Source organism: Kribbella sp. NPDC049584, from assembly GCF_040675555.1.
GTDB lineage: Bacteria > Actinomycetota > Actinomycetes > Propionibacteriales > Kribbellaceae > Kribbella.
Map to the genome: position 1 here is coordinate 1234399 of NZ_JBFAPF010000001.1, position 26693 is coordinate 1261091.

General features: G+C 67.8%; 28 protein-coding genes and 3 tRNA genes. 10 read left to right on the top strand and 21 right to left on the bottom strand.

Annotation, left to right across the window (positions count from 1 at the left end):
- Nucleotides 1–18: 18 nt before the first annotated feature.
- Complete coding sequence (locus AB0J62_RS06160) at nucleotides 19–663, bottom strand: response regulator transcription factor (RefSeq protein WP_363865153.1); 645 nt, start codon at nucleotides 661–663, stop codon at nucleotides 19–21.
- Between the two features lies 1 nt (nucleotide 664).
- On the bottom strand, nucleotides 665–1942 hold the full coding sequence (locus AB0J62_RS06165; protein ID WP_363864923.1) for a sensor histidine kinase: 1278 nt from the start codon (nucleotides 1940–1942) through the stop codon (nucleotides 665–667).
- A 166-nt stretch (nucleotides 1943–2108) separates the two neighbouring features.
- Here AB0J62_RS06165 and AB0J62_RS06170 point away from each other — a divergent pair, with 166 nt between their 5' ends.
- Nucleotides 2109–2618, top strand: a complete 510-nt coding sequence (locus AB0J62_RS06170) for a hypothetical protein (protein WP_363864925.1) — start codon at nucleotides 2109–2111, stop codon at nucleotides 2616–2618.
- Here the strand turns inward: AB0J62_RS06170 and AB0J62_RS06175 are convergent.
- The gene (locus AB0J62_RS06175; protein ID WP_363864926.1) at nucleotides 2605–3726 is read right to left on the bottom strand and encodes a hypothetical protein; all 1122 of its coding nucleotides are present in this window, start codon (nucleotides 3724–3726) and stop codon (nucleotides 2605–2607) included. The genes AB0J62_RS06170 and AB0J62_RS06175 overlap by 14 nt on opposite strands.
- 234 nt (nucleotides 3727–3960) lie before the next feature.
- Here AB0J62_RS06175 and AB0J62_RS06180 point away from each other — a divergent pair, with 234 nt between their 5' ends.
- A complete protein-coding gene (locus AB0J62_RS06180) occupies nucleotides 3961–4800 on the top strand; it encodes a formyltransferase family protein (protein ID WP_363864928.1) in 840 nt (279 codons plus the stop codon).
- Between the two features lie 63 nt (nucleotides 4801–4863).
- Here the strand turns inward: AB0J62_RS06180 and rplA are convergent, their stop codons facing one another.
- The 5 genes from rplA to AB0J62_RS06205 all read right to left on the bottom strand — a co-directional run bounded on the left by rplA (nucleotide 4864) and on the right by AB0J62_RS06205 (nucleotide 7718).
- Nucleotides 4864–5586, bottom strand: a complete 723-nt coding sequence (rplA, locus tag AB0J62_RS06185; RefSeq protein WP_363864930.1) for a 50S ribosomal protein L1 — start codon at nucleotides 5584–5586, stop codon at nucleotides 4864–4866.
- Nucleotides 5587–5662: 76 nt separating this feature from the next.
- A complete protein-coding gene (gene rplK, locus AB0J62_RS06190) occupies nucleotides 5663–6094 on the bottom strand; it encodes a 50S ribosomal protein L11 (RefSeq protein WP_363864932.1) in 432 nt (143 codons plus the stop codon).
- 12 nt (nucleotides 6095–6106) lie between these two features.
- Entirely contained in the window at nucleotides 6107–6835 is a 729-nt protein-coding gene (nusG, locus tag AB0J62_RS06195; RefSeq protein ID WP_363865155.1) for a transcription termination/antitermination protein NusG, read from the bottom strand.
- A gap of 512 nt (nucleotides 6836–7347) precedes the next feature.
- Nucleotides 7348–7590 (bottom strand): preprotein translocase subunit SecE, encoded by a 243-nt coding sequence (gene secE / locus AB0J62_RS06200; protein WP_134107100.1) that lies wholly within the window; start codon nucleotides 7588–7590, stop codon nucleotides 7348–7350.
- A 55-nt stretch (nucleotides 7591–7645) separates the two neighbouring features.
- Nucleotides 7646–7718 (bottom strand) — tRNA-Trp (locus AB0J62_RS06205).
- Between the two features lie 268 nt (nucleotides 7719–7986).
- Between AB0J62_RS06205 and AB0J62_RS06210 the strand changes: the two genes are divergently transcribed.
- The 4 genes from AB0J62_RS06210 (at nucleotide 7987) to AB0J62_RS06225 (ending at nucleotide 12297) form a co-directional block, all read left to right on the top strand.
- Nucleotides 7987–9180, top strand: coding sequence for a pyridoxal phosphate-dependent aminotransferase (locus AB0J62_RS06210; RefSeq protein ID WP_363864935.1), 1194 nt, complete (start codon nucleotides 7987–7989; stop codon nucleotides 9178–9180).
- A gap of 79 nt (nucleotides 9181–9259) precedes the next feature.
- Nucleotides 9260–10294: an adenosine deaminase gene (locus AB0J62_RS06215; protein ID WP_363864937.1), complete on the top strand. Its 1035-nt coding sequence runs from the start codon at nucleotides 9260–9262 to the stop codon at nucleotides 10292–10294.
- Nucleotides 10261–10863, top strand: coding sequence for a histidine phosphatase family protein (locus AB0J62_RS06220; protein ID WP_363864939.1), 603 nt, complete (start codon nucleotides 10261–10263; stop codon nucleotides 10861–10863). The genes AB0J62_RS06215 and AB0J62_RS06220 overlap by 34 nt, the downstream gene beginning before the upstream one ends.
- 63 nt (nucleotides 10864–10926) lie before the next feature.
- The gene (locus AB0J62_RS06225; RefSeq protein WP_363864941.1) at nucleotides 10927–12297 is read left to right on the top strand and encodes a TrpB-like pyridoxal phosphate-dependent enzyme; all 1371 of its coding nucleotides are present in this window, start codon (nucleotides 10927–10929) and stop codon (nucleotides 12295–12297) included.
- Here AB0J62_RS06225 and AB0J62_RS06230 read toward each other — a convergent pair.
- A complete protein-coding gene (locus AB0J62_RS06230; protein WP_363864943.1) occupies nucleotides 12294–12797 on the bottom strand; it encodes a hypothetical protein in 504 nt (167 codons plus the stop codon). The two genes, AB0J62_RS06225 and AB0J62_RS06230, sit on opposite strands and share 4 nt — an antisense overlap.
- Before the next feature lie 279 nt (nucleotides 12798–13076).
- Between AB0J62_RS06230 and AB0J62_RS06235 the strand changes: the two genes are divergently transcribed.
- From AB0J62_RS06235 to AB0J62_RS06245, 3 genes are read left to right on the top strand one after another with little or no spacing between them, the layout of a single operon-like run.
- A complete protein-coding gene (locus AB0J62_RS06235) occupies nucleotides 13077–14384 on the top strand; it encodes a hypothetical protein (RefSeq protein ID WP_363864945.1) in 1308 nt (435 codons plus the stop codon).
- Nucleotides 14381–15025, top strand: a complete 645-nt coding sequence (locus AB0J62_RS06240; protein ID WP_363864947.1) for a 2'-5' RNA ligase family protein — start codon at nucleotides 14381–14383, stop codon at nucleotides 15023–15025. The genes AB0J62_RS06235 and AB0J62_RS06240 overlap by 4 nt, the downstream gene beginning before the upstream one ends.
- A complete protein-coding gene (locus AB0J62_RS06245) occupies nucleotides 15022–15678 on the top strand; it encodes a hypothetical protein (RefSeq protein ID WP_363864949.1) in 657 nt (218 codons plus the stop codon). Before AB0J62_RS06240 ends, AB0J62_RS06245 begins: the two co-directional genes overlap by 4 nt.
- Here AB0J62_RS06245 and AB0J62_RS06250 read toward each other — a convergent pair.
- The 9 genes from AB0J62_RS06250 to AB0J62_RS06290 form a co-directional block, all read right to left on the bottom strand.
- Nucleotides 15672–17891, bottom strand: a complete 2220-nt coding sequence (locus AB0J62_RS06250) for an FAD-dependent oxidoreductase (protein WP_363864951.1) — start codon at nucleotides 17889–17891, stop codon at nucleotides 15672–15674. The genes AB0J62_RS06245 and AB0J62_RS06250 overlap by 7 nt on opposite strands.
- An 11-nt stretch (nucleotides 17892–17902) precedes the next feature.
- Nucleotides 17903–18823 (bottom strand): MurR/RpiR family transcriptional regulator, encoded by a 921-nt coding sequence (locus AB0J62_RS06255; protein ID WP_363864953.1) that lies wholly within the window; start codon nucleotides 18821–18823, stop codon nucleotides 17903–17905.
- Nucleotides 18824–18833: 10 nt separating this feature from the next.
- Entirely contained in the window at nucleotides 18834–20210 is a 1377-nt protein-coding gene (locus AB0J62_RS06260) for a hypothetical protein (RefSeq protein WP_363864955.1), read from the bottom strand.
- Nucleotides 20207–21022 (bottom strand): carbohydrate ABC transporter permease, encoded by an 816-nt coding sequence (locus AB0J62_RS06265; protein ID WP_134107078.1) that lies wholly within the window; start codon nucleotides 21020–21022, stop codon nucleotides 20207–20209. Before AB0J62_RS06265 ends, AB0J62_RS06260 begins: the two co-directional genes overlap by 4 nt.
- Nucleotides 21015–21944 carry a sugar ABC transporter permease gene (locus AB0J62_RS06270; RefSeq protein WP_363864958.1) on the bottom strand — a complete coding sequence of 310 codons (930 nt, stop codon included), beginning with the start codon at nucleotides 21942–21944 and terminating at the stop codon, nucleotides 21015–21017. Before AB0J62_RS06270 ends, AB0J62_RS06265 begins: the two co-directional genes overlap by 8 nt.
- Nucleotides 21944–23203, bottom strand: coding sequence for an ABC transporter substrate-binding protein (locus tag AB0J62_RS06275; protein WP_363864960.1), 1260 nt, complete (start codon nucleotides 23201–23203; stop codon nucleotides 21944–21946). The genes AB0J62_RS06270 and AB0J62_RS06275 overlap by 1 nt, the downstream gene beginning before the upstream one ends.
- Nucleotides 23204–23366: 163 nt before the next feature.
- Nucleotides 23367–24392, bottom strand: a complete 1026-nt coding sequence (locus tag AB0J62_RS06280) for a UDP-N-acetylmuramate dehydrogenase (protein WP_363864962.1) — start codon at nucleotides 24390–24392, stop codon at nucleotides 23367–23369.
- Entirely contained in the window at nucleotides 24389–24790 is a 402-nt protein-coding gene (locus AB0J62_RS06285; RefSeq protein WP_363864964.1) for a MaoC/PaaZ C-terminal domain-containing protein, read from the bottom strand. The genes AB0J62_RS06280 and AB0J62_RS06285 overlap by 4 nt, the downstream gene beginning before the upstream one ends.
- On the bottom strand, nucleotides 24787–25209 hold the full coding sequence (locus AB0J62_RS06290; protein ID WP_363864966.1) for a MaoC family dehydratase N-terminal domain-containing protein: 423 nt from the start codon (nucleotides 25207–25209) through the stop codon (nucleotides 24787–24789). Before AB0J62_RS06290 ends, AB0J62_RS06285 begins: the two co-directional genes overlap by 4 nt.
- 106 nt (nucleotides 25210–25315) lie before the next feature.
- Between AB0J62_RS06290 and AB0J62_RS06295 the strand changes: the two genes are divergently transcribed.
- The gene (locus tag AB0J62_RS06295; RefSeq protein WP_363864968.1) at nucleotides 25316–26062 is read left to right on the top strand and encodes a hypothetical protein; all 747 of its coding nucleotides are present in this window, start codon (nucleotides 25316–25318) and stop codon (nucleotides 26060–26062) included.
- Between the two features lie 93 nt (nucleotides 26063–26155).
- Here the strand turns inward: AB0J62_RS06295 and rpmG are convergent, their stop codons facing one another.
- The 3 genes from rpmG to AB0J62_RS06310 all read right to left on the bottom strand — a co-directional run bounded on the left by rpmG (nucleotide 26156) and on the right by AB0J62_RS06310 (nucleotide 26580).
- Nucleotides 26156–26323 carry a 50S ribosomal protein L33 gene (rpmG, locus tag AB0J62_RS06300; RefSeq protein ID WP_130384703.1) on the bottom strand — a complete coding sequence of 56 codons (168 nt, stop codon included), beginning with the start codon at nucleotides 26321–26323 and terminating at the stop codon, nucleotides 26156–26158.
- A 63-nt stretch (nucleotides 26324–26386) separates the two neighbouring features.
- A tRNA-Met gene (locus AB0J62_RS06305) sits at nucleotides 26387–26463 on the bottom strand.
- Nucleotides 26464–26507: 44 nt separating this feature from the next.
- Nucleotides 26508–26580, bottom strand: a tRNA-Thr gene (locus tag AB0J62_RS06310).
- Nucleotides 26581–26693: the final 113 nt, after the last annotated feature.

The following is a 26693-nucleotide window of genomic DNA, read 5'->3' on the forward strand; positions in this document are numbered from 1 at the left end:
TTCGCTGCGCGCTCGTCATCACGTGCCCAGGAACTTGAGGACCGCGAGTACCCGGCGATGCTCCCCGTCGGTCGGCGTGAGGTTGAGCTTCAGGAAGATGTTGCTGATGTGCTTCTCCACGGCGCCCTCGCCGACCACCAGCGCCTGCGCGATCCCGCCGTTCGACTTCCCCTCGGCCATCGCGCGGAGAACGTCCTGTTCCCGCGGACTCAGCACCGCCAGCGGATCCGCGCGCCGCGAACGCACCAGCAGCTGCGAGATCACCTCCGGGTCCAGCGCCGCGCCACCACCGGCGACCCGGCGCAGTCCGTCGATGAACTGATCCACATCAGCCACCCGGTCCTTCAGCAGGTACCCGACACCGCCTGGGTTCCCACCGATCAGTTCACTCGCATACCGCTCCTCGACGTACTGCGAGAGCACGAGTACGCCGACGTCCGCGTACTGCTCGCGGATCACCAGCGCCGCCCGCAGCCCTTCGTCGGTGAACGTCGGCGGCATCCGTACGTCGACCACGCAGACGTCGGGCCGATGCGCCTCGACAGCCTTCAGCAGGGCGTCGCCGTCGCCGACTGCCGCGACCACCGTGCAGTCCTGCTCCTCCAGCAGTCGCACAATGCCTTCGCGCAGCAGCACCGAGTCCTCGGCGATCACCACCCGCAGCTCAGCCACAGGGCACCTCCGCGATCAGCGTTGTCCCGCCACCAGGCGGGCTGTCCACCGTGAGTCGTCCGTCCACGCCCGCCACCCGATCGGTCAGCCCACGCAAACCGCTACCGCCGGCCGGATCGGCACCACCTTGTCCGTCGTCACGTACTTCGACCCGCAGTACGTCGCCGACCCGCGTCACCCGCACCTCCGCTTGAGCCGCCTCCGCGTGTTTGGCCACGTTGGCGAGCGCCTCCGTCACGACGAAGTACGCGATCGACTCGATCGTCAGCGACGGCCGGGGTTGTACGTCGACACTCAGCCGGACCGGCACCGGTGAGCGGGCCGCGACCGCGGACAGTGCCGCGTCCAGACCGCGATCGGTCAGCACCGGCGGATGCAGTCCGCGAGTGAGGTCGCGGATCTCGGCGATCGCCTGCATCGCCTCCGAGTGCGCCTCCTCGATCAACGTGCGTACGGCGGGCTCCTTGTCGCCCAGCCGGTTCTTCGCCCGCCCGAGTGTCATCGCGAGCGAGACGAGCCGCTGCTGCGCGCCGTCGTGCAGGTCGCGCTCCATCCGCCGGCGCTCCGCCTCAACGGAGTCGACGACCTGCTGCCGGCTCGTCACCAGCTGGGAGACGCGCTCCGCCAGCGCACCGGTCTCGGACCGTCCGAGCAGCGACCGCGCGAGCTCCGCGTCCAGCGCCGACGCGGCGCGCATCAGGAAGGGCGAGGCGAGCAGCAAGAACAGCGCCGCGATCGCCGCCACCACCGACGCCTTCGTGACCGTGTCGATCACGAACGGCCCGATCTGCGCCTGTGCGGCGGCGTAGTTCGAGTAGTACGCCGGCAGCGCGATCAGCACCGGCGGGACGGACCAGGCAACCAGGATCAGCACGATCCAGGTCATTGCCAGCGGCAACAGCAGGACGTAGTACAGGAACTGCCGCCAGAGTCCTTCGTCCGTCACCGCCTGCCGGGCGTCGGCGATTCGCGAACCGGTCGGCAGCGGCGGCACCAACGGCTGGATCTGCTGCCCACGGGTGATCCGCGCCCGGGCCAGCTCCCAGCCGGCCACGTGGTAAACGAGCCGGTTCGCACCGACGGTCAGCGGTATGCCGACGTACGCCAGCGGCCAGGCGAGGATCGCGACCGCGACCGTCAGCAGAACCAGCAGGCCGGACGTCAGCACGACCAGCGCGTCGCCGAGGAGGTGGATCGTTGCCAACCACAAGTACGGCGAACGCCACAGCCGCCACGGAGCCCGGGGAACCGGGTTCGCCGCAACCGTCATCCGGACCACCTCCCCGTGTCAGCGCCTGCTCGCCGTCACAACTTACGTCGTCGGGACGGGCAGCCGGCATGAGGACATCCCACGGAGCCGGCCGGGGGTTATCCCCACCCCGGTTCGTGGGCTGACCGGACTGTGCCCGGCGACCGCCGCCGGGATGCTCGAAGTCATGACGACGACACTCGGCAACAGGGTCGCTGACACCCTGGACGGCAAGCTCGGCGACGCGATCGACGACCGGGTGGCCGACGCCCTCGAGGACTACATCGCCGAGGGCCGGCTGGACGGCCGGATCCGCCCGCGCCGCTCCCCTCACGGTCTGGCCGCGCTGGTCGCCGCGGGCGTTGCGGCGGTGTTGCTTCCGTGGTGCCTGATCCTCGCGGTCACGCTGCCGAGCACCTACCAGGCCGGCCATTGGAAGCTCACCTGGATCGGGCTCGACTGCGGCACCGCGATCGCCGCGGGCCTCACGGCGTACCTGCTGTACAAACACAACAGGTACGCCGCCCTGACCGCGATGGCCGCCGGGACCCTGCTGACGGCCGACGCCTGGTTCGACGTGAGTACCGCTTCGGCCGGCTTCGACCGCACCCTCTCGTTGACCGAGGCCCTGCTGCTGGAGCTGCCCCTCGCCGTGTGCGCGTTCGTGGTCGCGGCCCGCGAACTCAAGAGGCGATGAGCTCCATCACCGGACCTTCGTGCAGCGCCAGGTACACCTTGTCCCGCAGGGAATTGGCTTCCGCGTCGGTCAGAGTGCGGTCTACCGGCCTGAGGACCAGCCTGACCAGCAGATTGCGTTGACCAGGCGTCAACCGGAGGCGTTCGCGGGCAGCCGTCGGCAAGTCGTCGTACGACGTTTCGCCCAGCACCTCCAGCGACTCCGCGGCATCGGCATCCGGCCCGAGAGCGGCACGGACCTTGTCACCAAGGACTTCCGCCGACACATCCGCTGACGCTCCGACCACGACGGACAAGTCGCGTCGTACCGGCGGCATGGACGAGACCGGCTTGTACGGCGAGAGATCCAGCATCTGGCTCGCCACCCGGGGCTCCGTCGACCTGAGCAGGCGGATGTCCCGGATGCCCTTGCGGAGCATCAGGAGCCGGTCGAGACCAGGGCCCATCGCGAGCCCGGTCCAGCTCTCGTCCAAGCCGGCCAGGCGGAGGACGTGCGGCGCCGCCACCCCGCACTCACCGATCTCGATCCACTGATCGTCCAGCAGAACGTCGATCTGACGGCCGTGGATCGTGTACGGGTGCACCGCAGGCACGGTGCGGTAGGTCTGGCCGGGGAGGATCGTGTCGACCAGGCGGGCGATCATCTCCTCCAGCTCCGGCTCGCCCAGCGTGACGTTGCGGCTGACCCGCCACAGATCGAGCTGGTGCGGGGTCCCGGTGTGCTGCCAGTCGACGGAATCACGGCGGTAGCAGATGCCCGCGCAGATCATCAGCACATCGGATGCGTCGGAGTTCGCCAGCTCGCGCAGCGCGGGCGGCATCATCGCGGACGTGTGACTTCGCAGTACTTCGGTGTCCGAGACGTAGCGCGTGTAGCGGGCCTCGCGGGTCACCGCGTCGGTCGCGTAGCCGAGGTTGTCGTAGTTGTCGGCCAGCGGTACGACGGGATGGTCGCGGCGCGTCCAGATCTCGGTGTAGGGCCAGGCCGCGCCCAGCGACGTACGGATCGAATCGACGATCAACTGGATGGCGTGTGGTCCCTGAGCGGGGTCCGTGAGGTCGCGGAGCGCTAGGGCAGCGTGCAGTTCTTCAGTAGTGAGGACAGACATGAGTTTCTCTCCAGAATGACGGTCTCGACGGGGGTCCACCCCGGTCGGCCGCGGTCACCTCAGGAGAGAGCGCAGCAGCAGCTCACCCCGTCGGCACCGTCGTGCCGGCCGGGGCGCAGAAATCGCCGCCCGTACTGCGTCATGCCGTCAACTGTACCGCCCGCACACCAGCCCCGCCCACGAATTCATCGGGCCCCGTCCGACATCGTCATCTGACCATGCCACCCTCAGGAGATGAGGTTGCGGCTCGTTGCCCTGAACGCGTTCCTGCCCGGCTTCCGGCTCGTCCACGAGTTCGCCGAACAGAACGGGCACGAGCTCGTGCTGGTGGTGACGTTGCCCGAGACCGGCAGGTACGGCGCTGCCGATCCGATGGTCGCCGGCCTGCCGGACGACACGAATGTCCTGATCACCCGCAAACTCCGGGCCGTCGCCGCACCGGTGATCGCCGCGCTCCGGCCGGACGTGGTGATCTCCGCCGCCTTCCCCCGGCTGATACCGGACGAGATCCTCGAAATCCCGAAGTACGGCGCGATCAACTGCCACCCGTCGCCGCTCCCAGCTGGACGCGGACCGACTCCGCAGCGGCTGATCTACGAAGGTGACGAGCGCGTCGGAGCGACGGTGCATCGGACCGCGTCGGAGTTCGACACCGGCGCGATCCTCGCTCAGCGCATCACGCCGCTGCCGGACGACCTCAGTGGCACCGGGCTGATGCAGTCCTGGGGCAAGCTGCTGCGCGAGTGCCTCGCCGAGGCCGTACCGCGTCTGGTGGCCGGCGATCCCGGAGAGCCGCAGGACCCCGCTTCCGCCTCTGAAGCGCCCTTCTTCACCGACGCCGAACGAGCCCTGGATCTGACCGAGCCGGCCCGCGTCATCCGCCGCAAATGCGCCGCCCTCAACGTCACCGCTCCGAGCGCTCTGGCCGATCTGGACGGCGCGACCCACCTCATCATCCGCACCGACCCGGCCGACGCCTCCCGCTCAGCTGCGCCGGGCACCATCCTCGCGCGCCACGACGACGGCTGGACCGTCCAGACAGCCGACCACGCCCTCCGACTGACCCGGGGCTGACAAGCAGAAAGCCCCCGGGAGATCCGGGGGCTTTCTGTGTGAATCTGGGTGAAGACGTGAGGCTCAGGCCTCGACCGACTCCTCGGTCAGGTTGCGGGTCAGGTTGGGGTCAACCTGGACACCCGGTCCCATCGTGGTCGAGAAGACCGTCTTCTTGATGTAGCGACCCTTCGAGCTGGCCGGCTTGAGCCGGAGGATCTCGTCGAGCGCGGCACCGTAGTTCTCCACCAGCTGGGCCTCGTCGAACGACGCCTTGCCGATGATGAAGTGCAGGTTCGCGTGCCGGTCGACCCGGAACTCGATCTTGCCGCCCTTGATGTCGTTCACGGCCTTCACCACGTCCGGGGTGACCGTGCCGGTCTTCGGGTTCGGCATCAGACCACGCGGGCCGAGGACGCGGCCGAGGCGGCCGACCTTGCCCATCAGGTCAGGGGTCGCGACGACGGCGTCGAAGTCGAGCCAGCCGTCGGTCACCTTCTTGATCATGTCGTCGTCGCCGACGAAGTCGGCTCCGGCGGCCTTCGCCTGCTCGGCCTTCTCACCGGTGGCGAAGACGAGGACCCGTGCCGTCTTGCCAGTACCGTGCGGAAGGTTGACGGTGCCACGCACCATCTGGTCGGCCTTGCGAGGGTCGACCCCGAGACGCATCGCGACGTCCACGGTCGAGTTGAACTTCTTGCTGCCGGCGGCCTCCTTGGCCAGCCGGATCGCCTCGAGCGGCGTGTACAGGTGATCGAAGTCGATCTTCTCCGCGGCGGCGCGGTAAGCCTTGCTGCGCTGTGCCATAACTGTTCCTCTCTGGGATGTGGTCTCCGGGCGGCGCTTCGCCCTGCCACTACTGCGTGCTGAAAGTGTGTGCCGGTCAGCCGTCGATGGTGACGCCCATGGAGCGGGCCGTACCCTCGATGATCTTCATGGCAGCGTCGATGTCGCGGGCGTTGAGGTCCGGCATCTTGGTGGTCGCGATCTCGCGGACCTGGTCCTTGGTGATCTTGCCGACCTTGTCGCGCTGCGGAACGGCGGAGCCCTTCTGCAGCCCGGCAGCCTTCTTGATCATCTCCGGCGCCGGCGGCGTCTTGGTGATGAAGCTGAAGGAACGGTCTTCGTAGATCGTGATCTCGACCGGTACGACGTTTCCGCGCATGGACTCCGTCTGGGCGTTGTACGCCTTGCAGAACTCCATGATGTTGACGCCGTGCGGACCGAGCGCGGTACCGACCGGCGGGGCCGGCGTCGCGGCACCGGCCTGGAGCTGCACCTTGACCAGCGCAGCGATCTTCTTCTTGGGAGGCATTCTGTCGGGTCCTTAGACTTTCTGGATCTGGTTGAAGCTGAGTTCCACCGGGGTCTCCCGGCCGAAAATCTCCACCAGGGCCTTGATCCGCTGGGCCTCGGCATTGATCTCCGTGACTGTGGCGTGCAGGGTCGCGAACGGCCCGTCGACCACCATGACCGAGTCACCGACACCGAAGTCGGCGACCTCGACCTTCTTCTTGGCCGCGGTCTTGGCGGGTGCGGCGCCGGCTTCGGCTGCCGCCGCCTCGGCCGCCGCCACGACGGCCGGAGCGAGCATCTTCTCAACCTCTTCGAGGCTGAGCGGGACCGGCTTCTGGCTGTTCCCGACGAAGCCGGTCACCGACGGCGTGTGCCGCACGGTCGACCAGGACTCGTCGGTCAGGTCCATCCGGACCAGCACATAACCGGGGAGGACGGTGCGCTTGACCATCCGGCGCTGACCGTTCTTGATCTCGGCGACCTCTTCGGTCGGCACGATGATCTCGAAGATGTAGTCCTCCATGTTCAGGGAGTTGATCCGGTTCTCCAGGTTGCCCTTGACCCGGTTCTCCATCCCTGAGTACGTGTGGACGACGTACCAGTCGCCGATCTGCGAACGCAGCCGGCTGCGGAGCTCCTCGAGCGGGTCGCCCGGCTCCTCCGGCTCCGGCTCCGCCTCGACGGCCGCCTCGGCGTCCTCGTCATCGGCGGAGTCTTCGGTGTCTTCGGAGTCCTCGGCGTCCGCGCCGCTCGAGAACACGACCGCGTCCGGCTCGGCCGGCGCCTCGGTGGTGTCCTCCGGCGCGGTCTCGGCGGTCTCCTCGGCCAGCTCCTCGGTGGCGTCCTCGACGTCCTCCTCGGTCACGACCTCGGGCTCCTCGGCCTCGTCGTCGGCCGCGACCACCACCAGCGGCTCGTCGTCGGAGTCGTCCGCGTCCGCCGGCGGCTCCTCGGAGTCGTCGTCCGCGGCGTACTCGGCGTCGTCGGCCTCGTCGGTCGCCTCGATGACGTCGTCGTCCTCGTCCTCGTCGTCGTCGAGATCCGCGAACGGGTCGTCGTCATCGTCGTCGTCACCGAAGAGGTCATCGTCGGTGTCGTTCTCGTCGAACTCGAGATCGTCGTCGGACTCGGATACGTCGAACTCGTCCTCGAGCTCGAGGACCTCGTCGTCGCGATCGGACACGTCGTACTCCGTCATCTGTGGATCGGGGGTGGTCTGGCTTGGGGTCGGGCGCGGGCCCGTGACCTCCGGCGAAGGGCGGGTGGCCGACCTCAGCCGAAGATCTTGAACATCGCCCAGCCGAAGGCGAGGTCGAGGACCGAGACGATCGCGATGACGAACACCACGAAGGTCAGCACGACCACGAAGTAGGTGGAGAGCTGCTTGCGGGTCGGCCAGACGACCTTGCGGAGCTCGGCGACCACCTCGCGGTAGAAGCGCACCAGTCCACGGCGCTGCTTGCCTTCCGCAGGCTTGCCGGCGCCGGACGGTGCCGGGGTGCGCGTCTCCGTCACGACCTACCTCTTTCGCTAGCGGCGGCCTGACCGGCCCTGCGCCGGTCAGGATTTGCAGGGCACGAGGGACTTGAACCCCCAACCTTCGGTTTTGGAGACCGATGCTCTGCCAGTTGAGCTAGTGCCCTCTGCAATCCATCTGGACGCCGCGTCGGACCTGATCTCAGGCATGCCGGATCAGGGCCACCAACGCCCGGACTAGAAGAGTGTACGGGGTCTGAGCCACCTGGTCGAACTGAGGCTCCACCCGAACGACCCCTTACCCGGGCGCCGCACCGCGGTCAGAACCATACAGCCTCTACCGGTTCTCAACGGACCGCACCCCTGGCGTGTTCCCGGGACCGTGGAGTGAAACCCGCGCGCACCGCCGGACCGCCTGGTGCCAGGATGGAGGCCATGGGTTCCAGGATCTCGGCGCGGATCGGCGCCATCAGTGAATCGGCGACGCTGGCGGTCGACGCGAAGGCGAAGGCACTCAAGGCGGCCGGACGCCCGGTCATCGGGTTCGGCGCGGGTGAGCCGGACTTCCCGACCCCGGACTACATCGTGGAAGCAGCGGTCGCGGCGGCACGGGATCCGAAGAACCACCGGTACAGTCCGGCCGGCGGCCTGCCGGAGCTGAAGCAGGCGATCGCGGTCAAGACCAAGCGGGACTCCGGCTACGAGATCGAGGCGGCCCAGGTCCTGGTCACGAACGGCGGCAAGCACGCGGTGTACAACGCGTTCGCGACGCTGCTCGACCCGGGCGACGAGGTGCTGCTGCCGGCGCCGTACTGGACGACGTACCCGGAGACCATCCGGCTGGCCGGCGGCGTGCCGGTCGAGGTGTTCGCGGACGAGTCGCAGGACTACTCCGTCACGGTCGAGCAACTCGAGGCGGCGCGGACCCCGCGGACCAAGGCACTGCTGATCTGCTCGCCCTCGAACCCGACCGGTGCCGTCGACAGCCCGGAGACGCTCGAGGCGATCGGCCGCTGGGCGCTCGAGCACGACCTGTGGGTGATCACCGACGAGATCTACGAGCACCTGACGTACGGCGGTGCCCGGTCGACGTCGATCCCGGTCGTCGTACCCGAGCTGGCCGACAAGACCGTCGTACTGAACGGGGTCGCCAAGACGTACGCGATGACCGGCTGGCGGGTCGGCTGGATGATCGGCCCGAAGGACGTGATCAAGGCCGCGACCAACTTGCAGTCGCACCAGACCTCGAACGTCTGCAACGTCGCCCAGCGGGCCGCGCTGGCCGCGGTCTCCGGCGACCTGAGTGCGGTCGAAGAGATGAAGAAGGCGTTCGATCGCCGCCGCCGGACCATGCTCCGGATGCTCAACGAGATCCCCGGCGTCGAGTGCCCGGAGCCGACCGGCGCGTTCTACGCGTATCCGTCGGTCAAGGGTGTGCTCGGGAAGGAGATCAACGGGCGGACGGCTTCCACCTCGGCGGAGTTGGCCGACCTGATCCTGGACGAGGTCGAGGTGGCGGTCGTGCCGGGTGAGGCGTTCGGTGCGCCGGGGTACCTGCGGCTGTCCTACGCGCTCGGCGACGACGATCTGGCCGAGGGGCTGAGCCGGATCGCCAAGCTGCTCGGCTGAGCCGGCTCGTCTGCCGGATTCAGCGCTGGATCTCGGCGCTGATTTCGTCGGGCGGGTAGGGCCTCGGTAACCTTCGGTAATGACGCAGCGGGATCTGCGGGTGCTGCCGAAAACACACCTGCATCTGCACTTCTCCGGGTCGATGCGGCACCTGACGCTGGTCGAGCTGGCGGACAAGCACGGCGTCCGGCTGCCGGACGCACTCCGGACGGACTGGCCGCCGGAGCTCTCGGCGGCGGACGAGCGCGGCTGGTTCCGGTTCCAGCGGTTGTACGACATCGCCCGTTCCGTGCTGCGGACGGAGGACGACGTACGGCGGCTGGTCCGGGAGGCGGCCGAGGACGACCGCGCCGACGGATCACGCTGGCTGGAGATCCAGGTCGACCCGTCCGGGTACGCGAACCGGTTCCACGGGATCACGGAGTTCACGGACCTGGTGCTCGACGCCGCGCGCGATGCGTCGGAGTCGACAGGCATCTCGGTCCAGGTGATCATCGCCGCCAACCGCACCCGTCATCCGCTCGACGCACGGACGCTGGCCCGGTTGGCATCGCAGTACGTCGGGCGCGGGGTGGTCGGGTTCGGCCTGTCCAACGACGAGCGCCGCGGTACGACGTCGGAGTTCGCCCCGGCCTTCCGCATCGCCCACCACGCGGGGCTTCTCGCAGCACCCCATGGCGGCGAGCTGTGCGGTCCGGCCACGGTGCGCACCTGCCTCGACGAGTTGGGCGCCGGCCGCATCGGCCACGGCGTACGCGTCGTCGAAGACCCTGACCTCCTGAAGCGCGTGGTCGACGCCCAGATCGCTCTCGAGGTCTGCCCCGCCTCCAACGTCTCGCTCGGCGTCTACCGCCGCCCCGAAGACGTCCCTCTCCGCCACCTCTACGAGGCGGGCGCCCGCATCGCCCTCGGCGCCGACGACCCGCTGCTCTTCGGCTCCCGCCTCGCCGAACAGTACGAAACCGCCCGCACCGTCCACAACTTCACCGACCCCGAACTCGCCGACCTGGCCCGAAGCTCGGTCCTGGCCTCCACCGCCCCACCCGAAACCCAAAAAACCCTCCTAACCGAAATAGACCAATGGCTAGGAACCCCCGCCACAATCCCAGCCTGACCATCTACCTTGCTCGGCACGGCCAGACCGAGTGGAACGTCACCGGCCGCCGCCAAGGCCGCTTGGACTCACCACTCACGGCCCTCGGCCTGCAACAAGCTGGTCAGAACGCCGAACTGCTGTCTGACGAGGGCATCGACGCAGTCTTTGCGAGCCCACTCGGCCGGGCTGGACGGACAGCTTCGATCATCGGCTCGAGGCTCGGTCTGGCCGTGACAGTGCTCGACGAGCTGGCCGAGATCGATCATGGGTTGTGGTCGGGACTGACATCGGTCGAGATCGACGCGGGCTGGCCGGGGCAGCGTGGCGTTCGCGAGCGGGACAAGTACGGATTCCGTTTTCCCTCCGGCGAGAGTTATGCGGACGCAGACGTACGGGCTGCTCAGGCACTGGCTGAGGTTGCGGGGACCGGCGTACGGCGGCCGTTGCTGGTGTCGCACGAGATGATCGGGCGGATGCTTCTGCGGCAACTCGGCGTGCCGGATGCGCTCAGCACGAAGCAGCCGTCCGACGTGGTCTACCGCGTGCAGGGCGACGGCACGGTCGAACGGTTGAGTAGTGCAAACTAAGTGCTGGGAGAGTTCCGGTTCGGGTCGTTGCCTGGGGGTGGGGGCGGGCCTAGTTTTGCTGGCATGACGCCGACGAAGATCCTGCTGCCAGAAGACGAGATGCCCACGCGGTGGTACAACGTGCTGCACGATCTGCCGACGCCTCCGCCGCCGGTGTTGCATCCGGGGACGGGGCAACCGATCGGGCCGGATGATCTGGCGCCGCTGTTCCCGATGGACCTGATCATGCAAGAGGTTTCCCAGGAGCAGTACGTCGATATCCCGGGCGAGGTGCTCGACGTCTACCGGCTGTGGCGACCCAGCCCGCTGTACCGCGCCCATCGGCTGGAGAAGGCGCTTGATACACCGGCACGCATCTACTACAAGTACGAAGGCGTCTCGCCCGCGGGATCGCACAAGCCCAACACCGCCGTCCCACAGGCGTACTACAACGCGAGATCCGGCGTCCGGAAGCTCACCACCGAGACGGGCGCAGGTCAGTGGGGGACGGCGTTGGCGTTCGCCTGCGCGCAGTACGACTTGGAGTGCGAGGTCTGGCAGGTGCGGGCGTCGTACGACCAGAAGCCGTACCGGCGGACGATGATGCAGGTCTTCGGCGCGACCGTGCATCCGAGCCCGTCGGACCTGACGGAGGCCGGGCGGAAGATCCTTGCCGAGCACCCCGACTCCACCGGTTCACTGGGGATCGCAATCAGCGAAGCAGTCGAGGCCGCGGTCCAGGATCCGCAGGTGCATTACGCCCTCGGCTCGGTGCTGAACCACGTTCTGCTGCACCAGACGATCATCGGCGAGGAAGCGTTGATCCAGCTCGCGATGGTTGGCGAGACCCCCGACCTGCTCGTCGGCTGCACGGGCGGCGGGTCGAACTTCGGCGGCCTGGCGTTCCCGTTCCTGCGGGAGAAGTGGGCCGGCCGGATGTCACCGGTCGTCCGCGCGGTCGAGCCCGCGGCGTGCCCGTCACTGACGCAAGGCACGTATGCGTACGACTTCGGCGACACCCTCGGCATGACACCGCTGATGAAGATGCACACGCTCGGCCACGACTTCATCCCCGACCCGATCCACGCCGGCGGCCTGCGGTACCACGGGATGAGCCCGCTGATCAGCCACCTGTACGAGTCCGGCGAGATCGAGGCCGTCGCCAAACCCCAGTCCGAGTGCTTCGCCGCAGGCATCCAGTTCGCCCGCACCGAAGGCATCGTCCCGGCACCCGAGCCTACGCACGCCCTGGCCGCCGCCATCGAGGAAGCCCAACGCTGCAAGGAGTCCGGCGAGGAGAAGGTCATCCTCACCGCACTCTGCGGCCACGGCCACCTGGACCTGGCGGCGTACGACGCCTACCTCTCCGGCGCCATGACCGACCGCAGCTGGGACGACGCGGAGATTCAATCAGCAGTCGCCGATGCCCTGACCCGTCTGCCCGCCCTTGGCTAGCTTCCGCCGCGTTTCCACCACGGCTTCGGGCGCTTGGCGACCGCGGTGAGCCAGTCCGGCGGGATGGCCCAACCGCGCGAGCTCAGCGCGTCGAAGTAGTCGGTCTTCAGGCTGTCCGGCAGCCAGTACGTCGCTCTGCGCTGCCCGGACGCCTCGAAGTACGTCGTCCGCCGGCGCGGACTCCACACCGTTGCCTGGCTCGAGCTGTACGCGAGCCGCACGTAGTCCCAGCGTGCCTGCTCGTCGTCCATGTCGAACTCGCGCTCGGGCACCCGCGCCGTACCGCGGACTTCCTGGTCGATCTCGTCGATCAGCTTCTGTACGACGGCGCGGTCGTCGGTCATCTCCTCCGGCAACCGCAGTCCGACCGGATCCAGCACGACCGCACCCAATCGCGGCCGAGCCACCTCGAGAAACACCTCGAGCAACGCGAACCCCTCCTCGGGCCGCCCGAACAGCTCCAGCTCCGCACGCAAGGTAGTAACGGCTTCCTCGACCACCCGACAACCCTAAGGGCTGCCGGCCCCGAACGGAGGGGCTGCCCCTATCTGCCCCGGGTTGCCCCGCGATGCCCCGCCATGGTCACGCTCAGCAAGCGCGAAGGAGAGGCGCCACCGGCTCCGATGCCCTGATTTACGGCCACGAAGCGGTCCGCGATTGCGGCCAAAAACCCTTTCCCAGCAGCGTTTTCGGGGCAGCTCGGGGCATCGTGGGGCAGATCGTCCACAAGGCCCGATTTCGTGGTCGCAGAGGGTGTTCGGCGTCTTACAGTTACCGCCATGTCAGAGCCCAACGAGATGTTGCGCGGCGCGCGAGAACGCACCCCGTCGCGCCGCGCGCCGGGCGAACACATGTCCCGGGCCGAGCTCGCCGACGCGATCTGTGCCTGGCTCTGGGACACGACCGAGATCAAGTACGAGCTCGACGGTCACTACATCGCCAAGCTGGAACGCGGCGCCGTCCGCTGGCCCGGCGCCGCGTACCGTTCCGGTCTGCGTCATGTCCTCGATGTTGCTGCCGACAACGAACTCGGGTTCTACCCGCCGTCCGGCGTCGCCGTCGCCGAGCCGGAGCCGACGCCGCCGTCGATGCTCGGCCACGACGACCTGATCCACGCGAGTGACGAGTCCATCGCACTGCTGTCGTTCGCCGAGGAGTCCAACGTCGGCGAGCTCACCGTCGAGCAACTGCAGGCAGACATCGAGCGCATCGCGCAGTCCTACCTCCGGACGCCGACCAGACCGCTGTTCGCCAAGAGCCGCGCGATCCGCGACCGCGCCTTCGCACTCCTCGCCGGCAATCAATCCCCACGCCAGTCCCGCGACCTGTACTCCGCGGCCGGCTGGGCGATCACCATGCTCGCCTGGATGTCCGTCGACCTCGGCCGCCCCGACATCGCCGAGAGCCACACCCGCACCGCCTGGGCATGCGCCGAAGCCGCGGACCACGACGTACTGCGCGGCTGGATCCGCGCCACCCAACACACTGCCGCCTTCTGGCAGGAGGACTTCGCCCGTGCCGCGTCGTACGCCGAGGACGGGCTGCGGTACTCCGCCGGCACCGCACGACTGTTCCTGGCCAGCGCGGCGTCGGTCGACAACGCCCGCGCCGGCAAGCCCGACAAAGCCCGCGACATGCTCGAGCTGGCCCAGCAGCTCTCCGTGCGCCAGGCCGACTCCGAGCCAGGCGGCTTACTGCTCTGTACGCCGGAACGCGCCGAGGCGTTGTGGGCGGATACGTATCTCGCCTTCGGCCAGCCGGAGCACACGTCGAACCACGCCGATCACAGCGTCGCGCTGTTCGAGGCAGCGCCGTACACGCTGCGGAATCCAGGCTCGGAACGCATGGCCCGCCTGCAGCAGGCGAAAGCACGGCTGCTCCTCGGCCAGCTCGACGGTGCGATCGAAGCCGTCGAGCCGGTGCTGGACCTTCAACCGGAGTACCGCGTCCGGCCGCTGATTCATCGCCTCGCGGAGGTCGCGGCGCTCACGTCGCCGTACGCCCGCACGCCGAAGGCGCGGATGCTCCGCGCGCGCATCGCCGAGTTCACCCAGCTCCCGGCACGGAGGAAAGAGGACCAGACATGATCAAGGACGTTCGCGATCACTGGTACTGGCGTCCCAACTGGCGCCCCGGGCGATCGTTCTACACCTGGCATGTTGTCTTTCCCGAAGACTCCGTGGTGACCGAGGTACACGCGGCGTACCAGCACCTGGTCGACTCGCTGCCCGGGATCACGCCGGTGCCGGCGCGGTGGCTGCATCTCACGGTGCAAGGAGTCGGGTTCACCGACAAGGTGCCGCGGCCGGATCTCGACCTGATCGTCGAGGCCACGCGTCGGCGGCTCGAGCACTTCCGGCCGTTCGAGATCAAGCTCGGCTCGCCCGTCGTCGATGTCGAGAGCCTGCAGCTCCCGGTGGAGCCCGTCGATCGGATGCGCCGCCTCCGCGCTCAGCTGCGCGCGGCGATCACCGACGTGTGGGGCCGCGACTCCGTGCCCGCCCTGCCCGAGCTCGATCCGCACATCTCCCTGGGCTACTGGAACCAGGTCGCCCCGGCCGAGCCCCTCGAGAAGCGCGTGAAGGCACTCGGCGGCGGCGTCGCCAAGACCGAGCTGACCGACGTCACGCTGATCGAGCTCAACCGCGACCACAACCAGTACGAGTGGACCACATACGCGACCGTGCCGCTGGGCATCCAAGTGCCACGTGACGGGACCGGCGGATGAACGCGACCGCAACCAGCCTGTACGCCGGAGACGCGGCCGCGCGAGTCATCCGAGCCCTCCTGGACTTCCGCAGCCTGTGGACTACCCACGACCTGGTCACCACCAGCGGCGTACCGGCCCAATCGGTACGCCGAATCGTCGACGCCCTCGACCAAGAAGACCTGGTCGAACGCCGCGCCCCAGGAGTAGTCACCGTCCCTAGCTGGCTCGCCCTCCTACGCCGCTGGAACGAGGACTCCCGCTTCACGCAAACCACCCACCTCACCTACTGGCGCACCAAGCTCAGCACCCCACCCCTGCTGGACCGAATCCCCACCACTCCGATCCGCCACGCCGTCACTGGCACCGCTGCAGCCCACCACTGGTCCCCAGAAACCCCCACTGGCCGCACACTCATCTACACCCCAGACGCCCAAGCAGCAGCCGCCCTCTGGGACCTAGTCCCAACCAACACGAGGTACAAGTCCGTCGTGCTAGCCCAGCCCGAGTCAGACCTCGTCTACACCCGCACCCGCAAAACCCCCACCGGCCTCCGCCTCGCTGCCCCCGCCCAGGTCCTCGCCGACCTCCTCACCGGCGCAACGCTCCCCCGCCGAGCAGCCGACCCACTCACCCAATGGATGCAAGAAAACGAACTCGAATGGCGCTACTGACCGTAGGCGCGGATTGAGACGACGTGGGCTCTTGGGGCGCCGTTGGTGGTGTGGGTGGTTAGGCGGAGGTGGGTGGCTTGGGTGGGGGTGTCGAGGTGGTGGCGCTGGGTTCGGTGGTGGTTGGCGGTGACGGTGGCGATGGGGTGCCAGGGGGCCTTGGTGCCGTTGCGGGATTCGAGGGTGTAGTCGGAGAGGAGGGTGGGCAGGGCCTCGAAGGGGGTGCGGTGGTGGTGGAGGTTGATGAGGTCTTCCTGGACGTCGGCGTCGAGGATGACGACGACCTCCGAGAGCTCGACCGCCTCGGGCCAGGTCAGTTCCAGCCAGGGATTCGGGTCCCACGCGAGGTCTTCGGAGGACCAGAGGTTGGGCCCGCCGTACGGGCGCGAGTAGCCGCCGATCACCTTCGAGGGCGAGTACGCCGCAGTCTCGCCGAGGCGGATGCACAACCCGCCGCGGGGCAGGATGTGCTTCCACGCACGGAACTGTTCGGTCCATTGCTCATCAGGCCCCGGCTCACGATGAGCGAAATGCAGCGTGCCCGGCAGCGCGGTCGACGCTGTGTGGACCGAGATGTCCGGCGTCTTCCGCAGTACGACGAAGGCGTTGGCCGGAGCGGACGGGTGCCACGACAGCGGCACCTGGATCCAGCGCTTCTCGCCAGCGGGTACGTCGATCGTGCAGGAGTCGACCAGTGCGGCGGGCAGGTAGTTCTGCGGCTTGACCGGATCGTGCAACTCGACGGTCAACGACCCACCCGCGGAGTCGACGAGCAGCTCGAAACCGTCCAAAGCCGGGTCAACCGGGATGACCATGCCAAGGTCGTCAGTCAGCGGCAGAGTCCCCGACGAAACCTCGACCACCGGCCGGGTCAAACTCGACGACGCGCTCACCGACGCGGACAACGCAAGGTTCGCAGGATCGTCATCGACCACACCGAGGACCGATGCGTCGGCGCGGGTCAGTGCGTGCTTCACCAGATCGAAACGCGCGCGCGCCAACTCCCGCGGCGACAAGCCGTTGCGCAGGGCAACAGCAGCGCCGACCCCGGCCGCCTCACCGAGCAGCGCACACGTCGCCATCACCCGCGTTGTACCGAACGCTACGTGACTCGCGCTGATGTTGCGCCCAGCCATCCACAGATTCCGCACATTCCGCGAGTACAGCGACCGCAGGGGGATGTGGTAGTTCCCGTCCGGATGCCAATGCTTCGACCCGCGCTCGGCCGCATAAACCCCACCGGGCGGGTGCAAATCGATCGACCAACCACCGAACGCAACGCGGTCCTCGAACGGAGTCTGCGACAGTACGTCGTCCTGCGTCAGCACGTGATCGCCCAGGAACCGCCGGTATTCGCGCTTCCCCGGCACCGAGCCGATCCACTCCAGCGTCAGGTTGTCCGCATCGAACCGCCCGGAGTTCTTGATGTAATCCCAGATCCCGTAAACGACGGCCTGCAACTCGTCCCGGATCGCCTCGTTGTCGTCGACGACGTCGAGCGAGCCGCCCCACTCGATCCACCAGAACGCGCATCCGTTCATGTCGGTGCGGATCACCCGCCGCTCCGGGATCGCGGTCTCGGTCACGTCCTTCGCAAACGACGGCGGCACGAACCGCACCGGCTCCCCCGCGTCCTTGGTGTAGAAGAGGATCGTGCTGCCGAGCGTGTTCGAGTCCGGCACGAGCGGCGCCCACGACTCGTCGTACTCCGATCGCGGCTCGCGCCCGGTGCGGAACTCCGCGCCGGCGAGCAGCCCGACCAGGCCGTCACCCGAGCAGTCGACGTACGCCGGACTGACGAACCGGATCTCCTTCTCCGACCCCATCTGCCAGCCGGTCACCGAGCGGATCTCCCCGTCCGCCGCGTCGACCGACCGCACGTCGGTGTTCAGGTAGAGCGTGATCAGCGGTTCGGCGCGGACCGCTTCCAGCAGCACGAGATCCCAGTAGTACGGGTTCCCCAGCGGGTTCTGGTACTGGTTCTCGAGGAACAGCTCACCCATGATGCCGGTCTCGCGGGCGAAACTCTGGACGCCGTGCGCGGTCGCCCCGCACACCCACACCCGCACCTCGCTGGACGAGTTGCCGCCGAGCACCGGCCGGTTCTGCACCAGCGCCACAGTGCTCCCCTGCCGCGCGGCGCCGACCGCCGCGCAGATCCCGGCGAGCCCGCCGCCGACGACGGTCAGATCGGTCTGGACCTCGAGCTGCTGCATTCAGAAACCTTTCACGTATCAGGATTGACGAAGGTGTCGGGATGGAGATCGGCGTCCGGACGTACGACGGGTTGGCCCGGCCCGTTCGGGTGATTAGCGGTGAGGTGATCGGGCACCCGCTGCGCGACCAGCACGAACAACAGGCCGGCCGTCAGTACGTCGCTCGCACGGCCGGCGAAGAACTCGGTCCAGTTCGCGCCGTTCGGCGTACCGGTGTCGAGGGTGACATCGGCCAGCCGCGCGATCGGCGAGCCGACCATCCCGGTGATCGCAACCGTCAGGGCACCCTCGTCGTGCGCCCGGCGGACGAACTCCAGCGTCGTCGGGTCGGTCCCGGAGCGGGTGACGGTCAGCGCCACGTCCCCCGAGCCCAGCAGACCGGCGCCGATCTGCGACGACTGCGGTCCGTCGAAGAACCACACCGGGATCCCGATCCGCAGCAACCGGATGTAGAGCTCCCGGGCCGGGACCGCGTCGCCCCACTCGCCATAGATATGAGTACGGCGTGCGCCCGCGATGGCATCCGCGACCCGGGTCGCCGCGGCGAGGTCGATCGCGGCGAGCGCGTTGCGCAGCGCATTCGCCTGGGTGGACGCGAGCACGTTCAGCACCTGCTCAGGCGGATCGGCCGGACCGATCGCCATCCCGATGTCGCTCGCCCACCCTGCTTCCAGCCCGCGGCCGACCTCCATCGCGAGCGCGGCCCGCAGGGCGGGATACCCGGCGTACCCGAGGTGCGTGGACAGGCGTGTCACCGTCGCGGCCGAGGTCTGCGCGGCCTCGGCCAGCTTGGTGATCGACCCGCGCGCGACCTCGTCCGGGTTCGCCAGGATGTGCTCGGCAACCCGCTGCATCGCACCGTTCAGCTCGGGCAACGCTCGCTTGACCAACTGCAACGGGCTCGCAGTACCAGCTCTGTCCATGTCTGCCATCCAGCGATCATCACGTATAGACGAACTGGGCACTGGCCACACCGTCGGTGTCGCTCACCACCCGCACCCAGTGCGCGCTGAACCCGGGCGGGAACACGTGCGTCCGGATCTGCCCTGGCTCGACCGTCAACTCCGCGGCCGCACCGAACCGCCCGTGCCCGTGGAAGTCGATCTCGACGGTGAAAGTCAAAGCGGTGTCCGAGAAGTTCTCCAGATGCAGACACTTCCCGTCGAAGCCCGTCATCAGATACGGATCAGACGGCACGCCGGCCTCGACCGGCGTCTCCCACCACGGTCCACCCCAGCCGGCGGGCTTTCCGAAGCTCCACAGGTCGTCGGTCTTCCCGAACCACAGCCCCGATTGCGGCTCCGCGGTGGTCGGGTTCAGCCCGTGACTCGGCGACGCGTTGTCCGCGCCGGCGACCAGCATCCCGCGCCAGGAGCAGAAGTCGCCCAGCACCCACAAGTGTGTCGAGATCGGCCGCACGCCCCAGATCCGCCCGCCGTACGCCCATGGCGACAGCTCGTAGAACATGCCGTGGTGGTCGAGCAGCAGACGCTCGTGCTCGACCTCCCGGATCCGCGGCCATTCGGTCTGCCACTTGTGGTCGAAACAGTGTGAGGCCTTCGGCAGCCGGTACCGCGTCCACTGCTGATCGGCCTCGGTGAAGACCTCGAGGATCGCCGACGCCCGGTCCCACCCGGTCGCGAAGATCGTCCCGCCGAATTCGTGCCGCCCGCCGATCGCGGTGAACGGGTCCTCCCGCAGCACCTTCCACGTCCGACCGTCGTACTCCGCCAGCCGTCCCCGCGACCGTACGCCGGCCCACTCGGGTTCGGCGTACTCGTTGGAACACACGACGAGCCGACCGAACGACGTGTAGCAGTCCTTGTAATGCACCTTCATCTCGCCGTCGGTGCCGAGCTCGTCGTTGAGGTCGAACAGCTGCGTGCACTCGTACGTCGTGAGGTCGAGCTCGAGCAGCTCGCCTTCCATCGCGAGCACATACACGTGGGTGTCCGGCTTGGTCAGGTGGCGCGACGTACCGCAAACCCGGAGCGGCTGGAGCTCGGGGATGGTGACGATCTTGTGATCGGCCGAGATGACGTGCGGGCCGAGGACCATTTGCGACGTGGGGAAGTGCACGAACCGGTTGGTGTACGTGCCGTCCACCCCGAGCGTCTCCGCGACGATCTCCATCGAGAAGTCGGCGTCGATCCGGCGGAGGCTGACTCCCGCGCCGGACGGAGCCTTGTGGGAGTTGTAGTTCTGGACGTAGAGCTTCCCGTTCCACGGCATCAGCGATCCGACGCCGAGCTCGCTGCGCGGCGGACCGAAGTCGCCGACCTGGGCGAGATGCGGGAAGACACCTGAGACGTTGTTCATTTGATCCCCGTGTGAGTCATGGCGGCGATGAACCGGCGTTGCAGGACGACGAACACGATCAGCACCGGGACGATCGAGATCACCGAGGCGGCCATCGTCAGGCCGGGTGCGATCTGGCCCTGTTCGTCGACGAAGTTGGTCAGGCTGAGCGGGAGCGTGTAGCGATCCGGGTTGCTGATCAGCACCAGCGGCGTCTCGTAGTCGTTCCACGACCAGACGAACGCCAGGATGCCGAGCGCGCTCATCACCGGCGTTGCCAACGGCAAGTAGATCCGGGTGAACACCCGCCACTCGTTCGCGCCGTCCATCCGGGCCGCTTCGGCGAACTCGGCCGGCTGGCTGATGAAGAACTGCCGCATCAGGAACGTGCCGAGAACGGTGAACATGCCGGGCAGGATCAGCGCCCACAACGTGTCGTACAGCCCGAGCTTCTGGAAGTAGATGAACCGTGGCACGAGCAGCAACTGCGCCGGGATGATCGCGGTCGCGAGATAGAGCAGGAACAGCTTGTCGCGGCCCTTGAACGACATCCGCGCGAAGGCGTAGCCCGCCATCGTCGCGGTGATCAGCTCGCCCGCGACCCGCAGTACCGCGACGAAGATCGAGCGGCCGAACGCCGGGAGCACCGAGGTCGCGCCGGTCAGCACCGTCGTGAAGTTATCCCACTGGAACGGGTTCGGGATCCACTGCATCGGGATCTTGTACGCGTCCACGTCCGGCTTCAGCGCGGTCGAGATCATCCACGCGAACGGCGCGAGGAATGCCAGCGCCAGGATCCACAGCGGGATCCCCCACCACCATTTCTTACTCATTGAGAGTCCTTCCTCGCTGCGCTCGCCAGGTCAACAGCGTCAGGACGAGTACGCCGACGAACGTCACCAGGCCGATCGCGGACGCATAGCCGAACCGGTAGAACTGGAAGCCTGTTTGGTACATGTAGTACGAGATCGTCGTGGTCGAGTCGCCGGGACCGCCGGCAGTGATCAGCGCGATCAGCCCGAAGCCCTGCGACGCTCCGATGATGAGCGTGACCAGCAGGAAGATCGTTGTCGGTAGCAACGACGGCCAGGTGATCACGCGGAATTTCGCCCACGCCGATGCGCCGTCGATGTCGGCCGCTTCGTACAGCTGCAGAGGCGCGTCCTGCAGCGCGGACAGGTAGATCAGCGAGCAGTACCCGACGCCGCCCCAGATCGCCATCACGATCAGCGCGGGCAGCGCCCAGTGCGACGAGGCGAACCAGCCCGGCCGGATGCCGAACACGTCCAGCACCTGGTTGACCAGGCCGGCCTTAGGGTTCATCAGCATCAACCAGGTCATGCCGATCGCGACCACGTTGACGATATAGGGCAGGAAGAAGATCGCCCGCAGCACGGCGCGTCCCGGCAGCGGGCGGTTGAGCGCGATGCCCAGGGCGAGCCCGAGTACGACGGTCAGCGGGACCGACACCACGACGTACACCAGCGTCAGGCCGATCGCGTGCCAGAAGCCCGGGTCGCGGGCGATCGCGACGAAGTTGTCGATGCCGTTGAAGGTGATCCCGCCGAGACCGGACACCAGGTTCCAGTCGGTGAAGGCAAGGACAACCACGCTGATCAGCGGGATCAAGGTGAACGCGATCACGCCGAGCAGGTTCGGCGCGATGAACAGGAACCCGATCCAGCCGCGCGGCTTGATCCCGGGCGCCTTCTCGGTCCGGACCGCGGAGGCGGTGGCAACTGCGGCGGTGGCCATCAGGGCCTCCTCTCGTTACGGGCGATCGCGGCGTCGGCGAGCCGCCGTACCTCACGGATCGCGACGCCCGGGTCCTTCTCGCCCAGCCAGCACAGGTCGCGCTGCTGCTTCACGGCGAGCGTGATCTCGGGGAACCCGGTCAGCCGGGTATCGGTCGCGAGCTTGGGATCCGCCTCGAGTACGACACGGCGGAAGGAGTCCAGGTCGAAGTACTTGTCCGGCTCCTTGCCGAGCATGCCGGTGATCACCTGGTCGTCAGTCACGCCGCCGAGCGCGGGGAGTTTGCCGCCCTTGAGCATCGGCGTCGCGCCCTCGGTCAGCCAGAACTTCACGAACGCCCAGGCCGCCTCGAATTTCGGCGACTTCGGGTTGATCATGATGAAGTTGCTGAACGAGCCGCCGTTCCAGTCCTTGCCGTCGACAGTCGGCGACGGGGCGAACGCGACCTTGAAGTCGTGCGGGTACTTCTTCGCGTCGTACAGGTAGCGCAGGTTGAACGGTGCGGTCGACCAGAGATGGAACTCCTCGGTCAGGAACGAGTTCTGCTGGTACGCGTCGAGGTGGCGGGCGAGCACCTCCGTCCACGGGAACGCCGTACCGTCGGCGATCATCTCGCGGCCGACCCGGAACCCCTGTTCGAAGTGCGGGTCGCCGAAGTTGCTGCGGTTGCCGTCGTACCAGTAGTTGGGTCCGAGGGCGATCCGGGCGAGGTCCGGGACCGTGTAGGCGCCGACGGTCTTGTCCGTGGTCAGTCGCTTCGCCGTACTGCGGAACTCGTCGATCGTCCACGCCTGCGGGAGCTCGACGCCGGCCTGCTGCCGGAGCTTCTCGTTGAACAGTACGAAGAACGGTTCGCGCGCGGTGGCCAGCGCCTTCACCTTGCCGTTGTCGATGTACGACCGCGGCTGTTCGGTGTCGAGGAACACCTTCAGGTCCGGGTCGTCGGTCACCCGGTCGGTCAGGTCCGCCGCGAGTCCGGACCCGGCCCTGAGCGCCATCGCACCCTGCGAGTAGGTGAAGTACACGTCGATGTCGACGCCACCCTGCAGCGCGGTATCGAGCTTGAGGTTGCCGCGATCGTCGTTGACGAACCGCGTGTAGTTCACCGCGTACTGCGGAAACTTCTTCTGGAAAGCCTTCACCACATCCCCAGGCCCGGACGCGGCCGGCACTCCACCCCACACCTGCAAAGCCCCGGACCGCCCGCCGCCACCGCTCCCACACCCCGGCACCACAGCGGCCGCCAGCCCCGCACCCATCCCCGCGAGAACCTCCCGCCGAGAAAATCTTTTGCGCCTCACACTCCACCTCCCGCCAACTTTCGCAAAAGATTACCGAGCCCGACCCTGCGGCGGAAGAGGATCTGCAAAACTTTTTCAGATGCGGCGTACGGCGACCACGCGGTCGGGGAGGGCAGCGAGCTCAGAGAGAGCAGTTCACCAGAACGGGTTCGTTGACCAGGGTGATGTTGAAGGAGTGCTGGACCTGGGTGCGGACGTGGGTGGCCAAGGCGAGGAGTTCCTTGGCGGTGGCGCCGCCCTGGTTGGTCAGGGCAAGGGTGTGTTTGGTGGAGACGGCGGCGGCGCCGATGGCGTAGCCCTTGGAGACGCCGGCGTGTTCGATCAGCCAGGCGGCGCTGGTTTTTACCCGGCCGTCGGGTTGGGGCCATTGAGGGGCGCCGGCGGGGACCTCGGCAGGGGTGTCGAGGATGGGATTGGTGAAGAAGGAGCCGGCGCTCCAGGTGTCGTGGTCGGCGGGGTCCAGGACCATGCCCTTGCTGCGACGCAGGCCGAGGACGGCCTCGCGGACCTCGGTCATCGGCGCGCGGGAGCCCGGTTCCACGTCCAGGACCCGGGCCAGCTCGGCGTACCCGACTTCCGCCGACAGATCGCCCAGCGTCAACTGGAAGGTGACCTCGAGTACGACGTAGCGCGACGGGTCGGCCTTGAACCGGGAGTTGCGGTAGCTGAACCCGCAGTCCGCGGCGAAGATCGTCTCGACCCGCCCCAGAACCCGGTCCCACACCCGCACGGACGCGATCGTCTCCGCGACCTCGTGACCGTAAGCCCCGACATTCTGCACCGGTGTCGAGCCGGTCAGGCCGGGGATGCCGGACATCGACTCGAGGCCGCTCCACTCCTCGGCGATCGCGCGCTGCACGACGCCGTCCCAGTCCTCGCCGGCTGCGATGTGCACCATCGCGCCGGAGCACATGTCCGCGTCGACCCGGATCCCCGAGGTCGCGATCTTGATGACGGTGCCCCGGAACCCGTCGTCACCGATCACCACGTTGCTGCCGCCCGAGAGCAGCAGCACCGGCTCGCCGGCCGCGTCCGCGTCGCGGACCGCGGTGATCAGGTCGTCCTCGGTGCTGACCTCGACGAACTTGTCGGCCGGCCCGCCGATCCGCAGCGTGGTGTAGTCGGCCAGCGACACATGCGTTCTCACTGGACGCGCACGACCGCCCTGGCCCGGCCGAGCACCTTCTCCTCGCCGGCAACCGCAGTGATGTCGATCTCGGCGCGGCCATCGGTGACCTTGTCGACCTTGGCAGAGAACGTCACATTCACACCCTTGTCGTCATCCGGTACGACGACGGGCTTCGTGAACCGCACGCCGTACTCCAGCAGGTCGGCCGGATCGGAGATCCAGTCCGTGACGACGCGCACCGCGGACGCCATCGTGAGCATGCCGTGCGCGATCACACCGGGCAGCCCGAGCGCGCCGGCCATCCGGTCGCTCCAGTGGATCGGGTTGAAGTCGCCGCTCGCACCGGCGTACCGGACCAGGTCCTCGCGCCGGAACGTAACGGTCAGCGGCGGGAGCTCGGTGCCTACCTCGATCACGATTCACCCCGGTTGTGCGAGATCGTCGACGTCGACGTGGCGATCGGTTCGCCGTCGACGGTGGTCAGGGCGGTCTCGTACATGATCACCTCGACGTCACCGGCCTTGCGCACGGTGGTGATGGTGGCGGTCGCGGCGATGTCGTCGCCGGCCTTGATCGGGCGGGTGTAGCTGAACTTCTGCGCGCCGTGCACGATCCGGTCCAGCCGCAGGCCGAGCTCCTCGTCGTTCAGCAACTGCTCCAGCGCGCGGCTGCCGAGCATGAACGCGAAGGTCGGCGGCGCGACCGCGTCGTCACCGGTGTACGCCGGGTTGGGGTCGCCGATCGCGTCGGCGAACTCGCGGATCTTCTCCCGGCCGACCTGGTAGGACTCGGCGGCCGTGTAGCTCCGGCCGACCATCGTGGCGTCGATCGTCATATCCGCTAACCCTACTGGCAGACTGTCGGAGCGCGCCTGGCGGTCCCACGCCGCGCGCGCTCGTCCTGGGTTGCCGCCGCCCACGATCCGACTGGGGAAGGTTGACGTGACGGCAGTCGCTGGGCTGGCGCGGTACGCGCCGAGGTACAAGCTGGAGATCGGTACGCCGGAGGGCGACGAGTGGCTGCGCGTGGACCGGATCCTGGAGCCCGGCAGCCCTGAGCTCACCGAGCTGCTCAAGCGTGACGACGAGGCCAGCAACCACCGCACAGCTCATGCGAACGCGCTCAGCATGATGTCGTTCTACGCCGGCCGGGCACCGGCGACCGCGCTCCTGCTCTGGGCGTTGGAGGGCCGCGTCCTCGACATCCGCCCGCAGAACCTCTGGGTCCGGCCGCACGAAGGCCACGGCCTCGCGGCCGTCGCAATCCGCTCCGCCACCTTCCTGCCCGGCGGATTGGCGACGCTCTACGACGTCGTACTGCGCCAGCATCTGCTTCCGCTGTCCGAGGAGCTGCACCGACGTACGCGAGCCGGACTTCGCCAGGTGCACGGTGCGGTCGCGGCCGGATGCGCGATGGGTTTCTGCGCGGCGACGCGCGAGGAGATCACTGTGGAACCGGCCTATCTCCTGGAGCGCTGGCAAACCTTCGTGGCCAAGGCGCCCGGCGGACTCGAGCGGCTCGGGGACGTGGAGGTCGCCGCCGGGAAGCTTGTCTATCTGCGGAACACCTGCTGCCTCTACTACACGAGCGAGGTGGGCAAGGGCTCGCTCTGCGGCTCCTGCTGTCTGACTCCGCGTGAGGAGCGCCTCACCGCTTATGAGGGCGGCCGCCCGATCCTGACCGTGTGAGGGCACAGAGGGCATAGAGGGCACAGCAAAGGGCCGCTTCGGCAATCCGAAGCGGCCCTCGCGAAGCTGATGAGGTCTAGGAAAGACCTGAGGTCAGCGGGTCTCGCGGTGGTCGGTGTGGTCGTTGCACCGGTGGCAGTACTTCTTCAGCTCAAGACGGTCCGGGTCGTTACGCCGGTTCTTCTTGGTGATGTAGTTCCGCTCCTTGCAGACCGTGCACGCCAGCGTGATCTTCGGGCGAATGTCGGTTGACTTGGCCACTGCTGCCTCTTCTTGTCAGGAGTGCGCAACTGAGGTGATCGCACTCTCGAGATACTGCGTCGGTGGTAGCGGGGGCGGGAGTCGAACCCGCGACACCACGATTATGAGCCGTGTGCTCTAACCACCTGAGCTACCCCGCCGGGAGAGTTCGTCATCCCACCCGGAGGTGGGACGCCGTTCTCAGAGCCCCTTTACGGAATCGAACCGTAGACCTTCTCCTTACCATGGAGACGCTCTGCCGACTGAGCTAAAGGGGCGGGCCGAGGAGAGAGATTACACGGTCCGCCACCTCGATGTGAAATCGAGCCGGCCGACCCTGCAGGCCCCTCAGTCCGTCCCGGAAAGCATACCGGTTCCCCGGAGTGCTTCT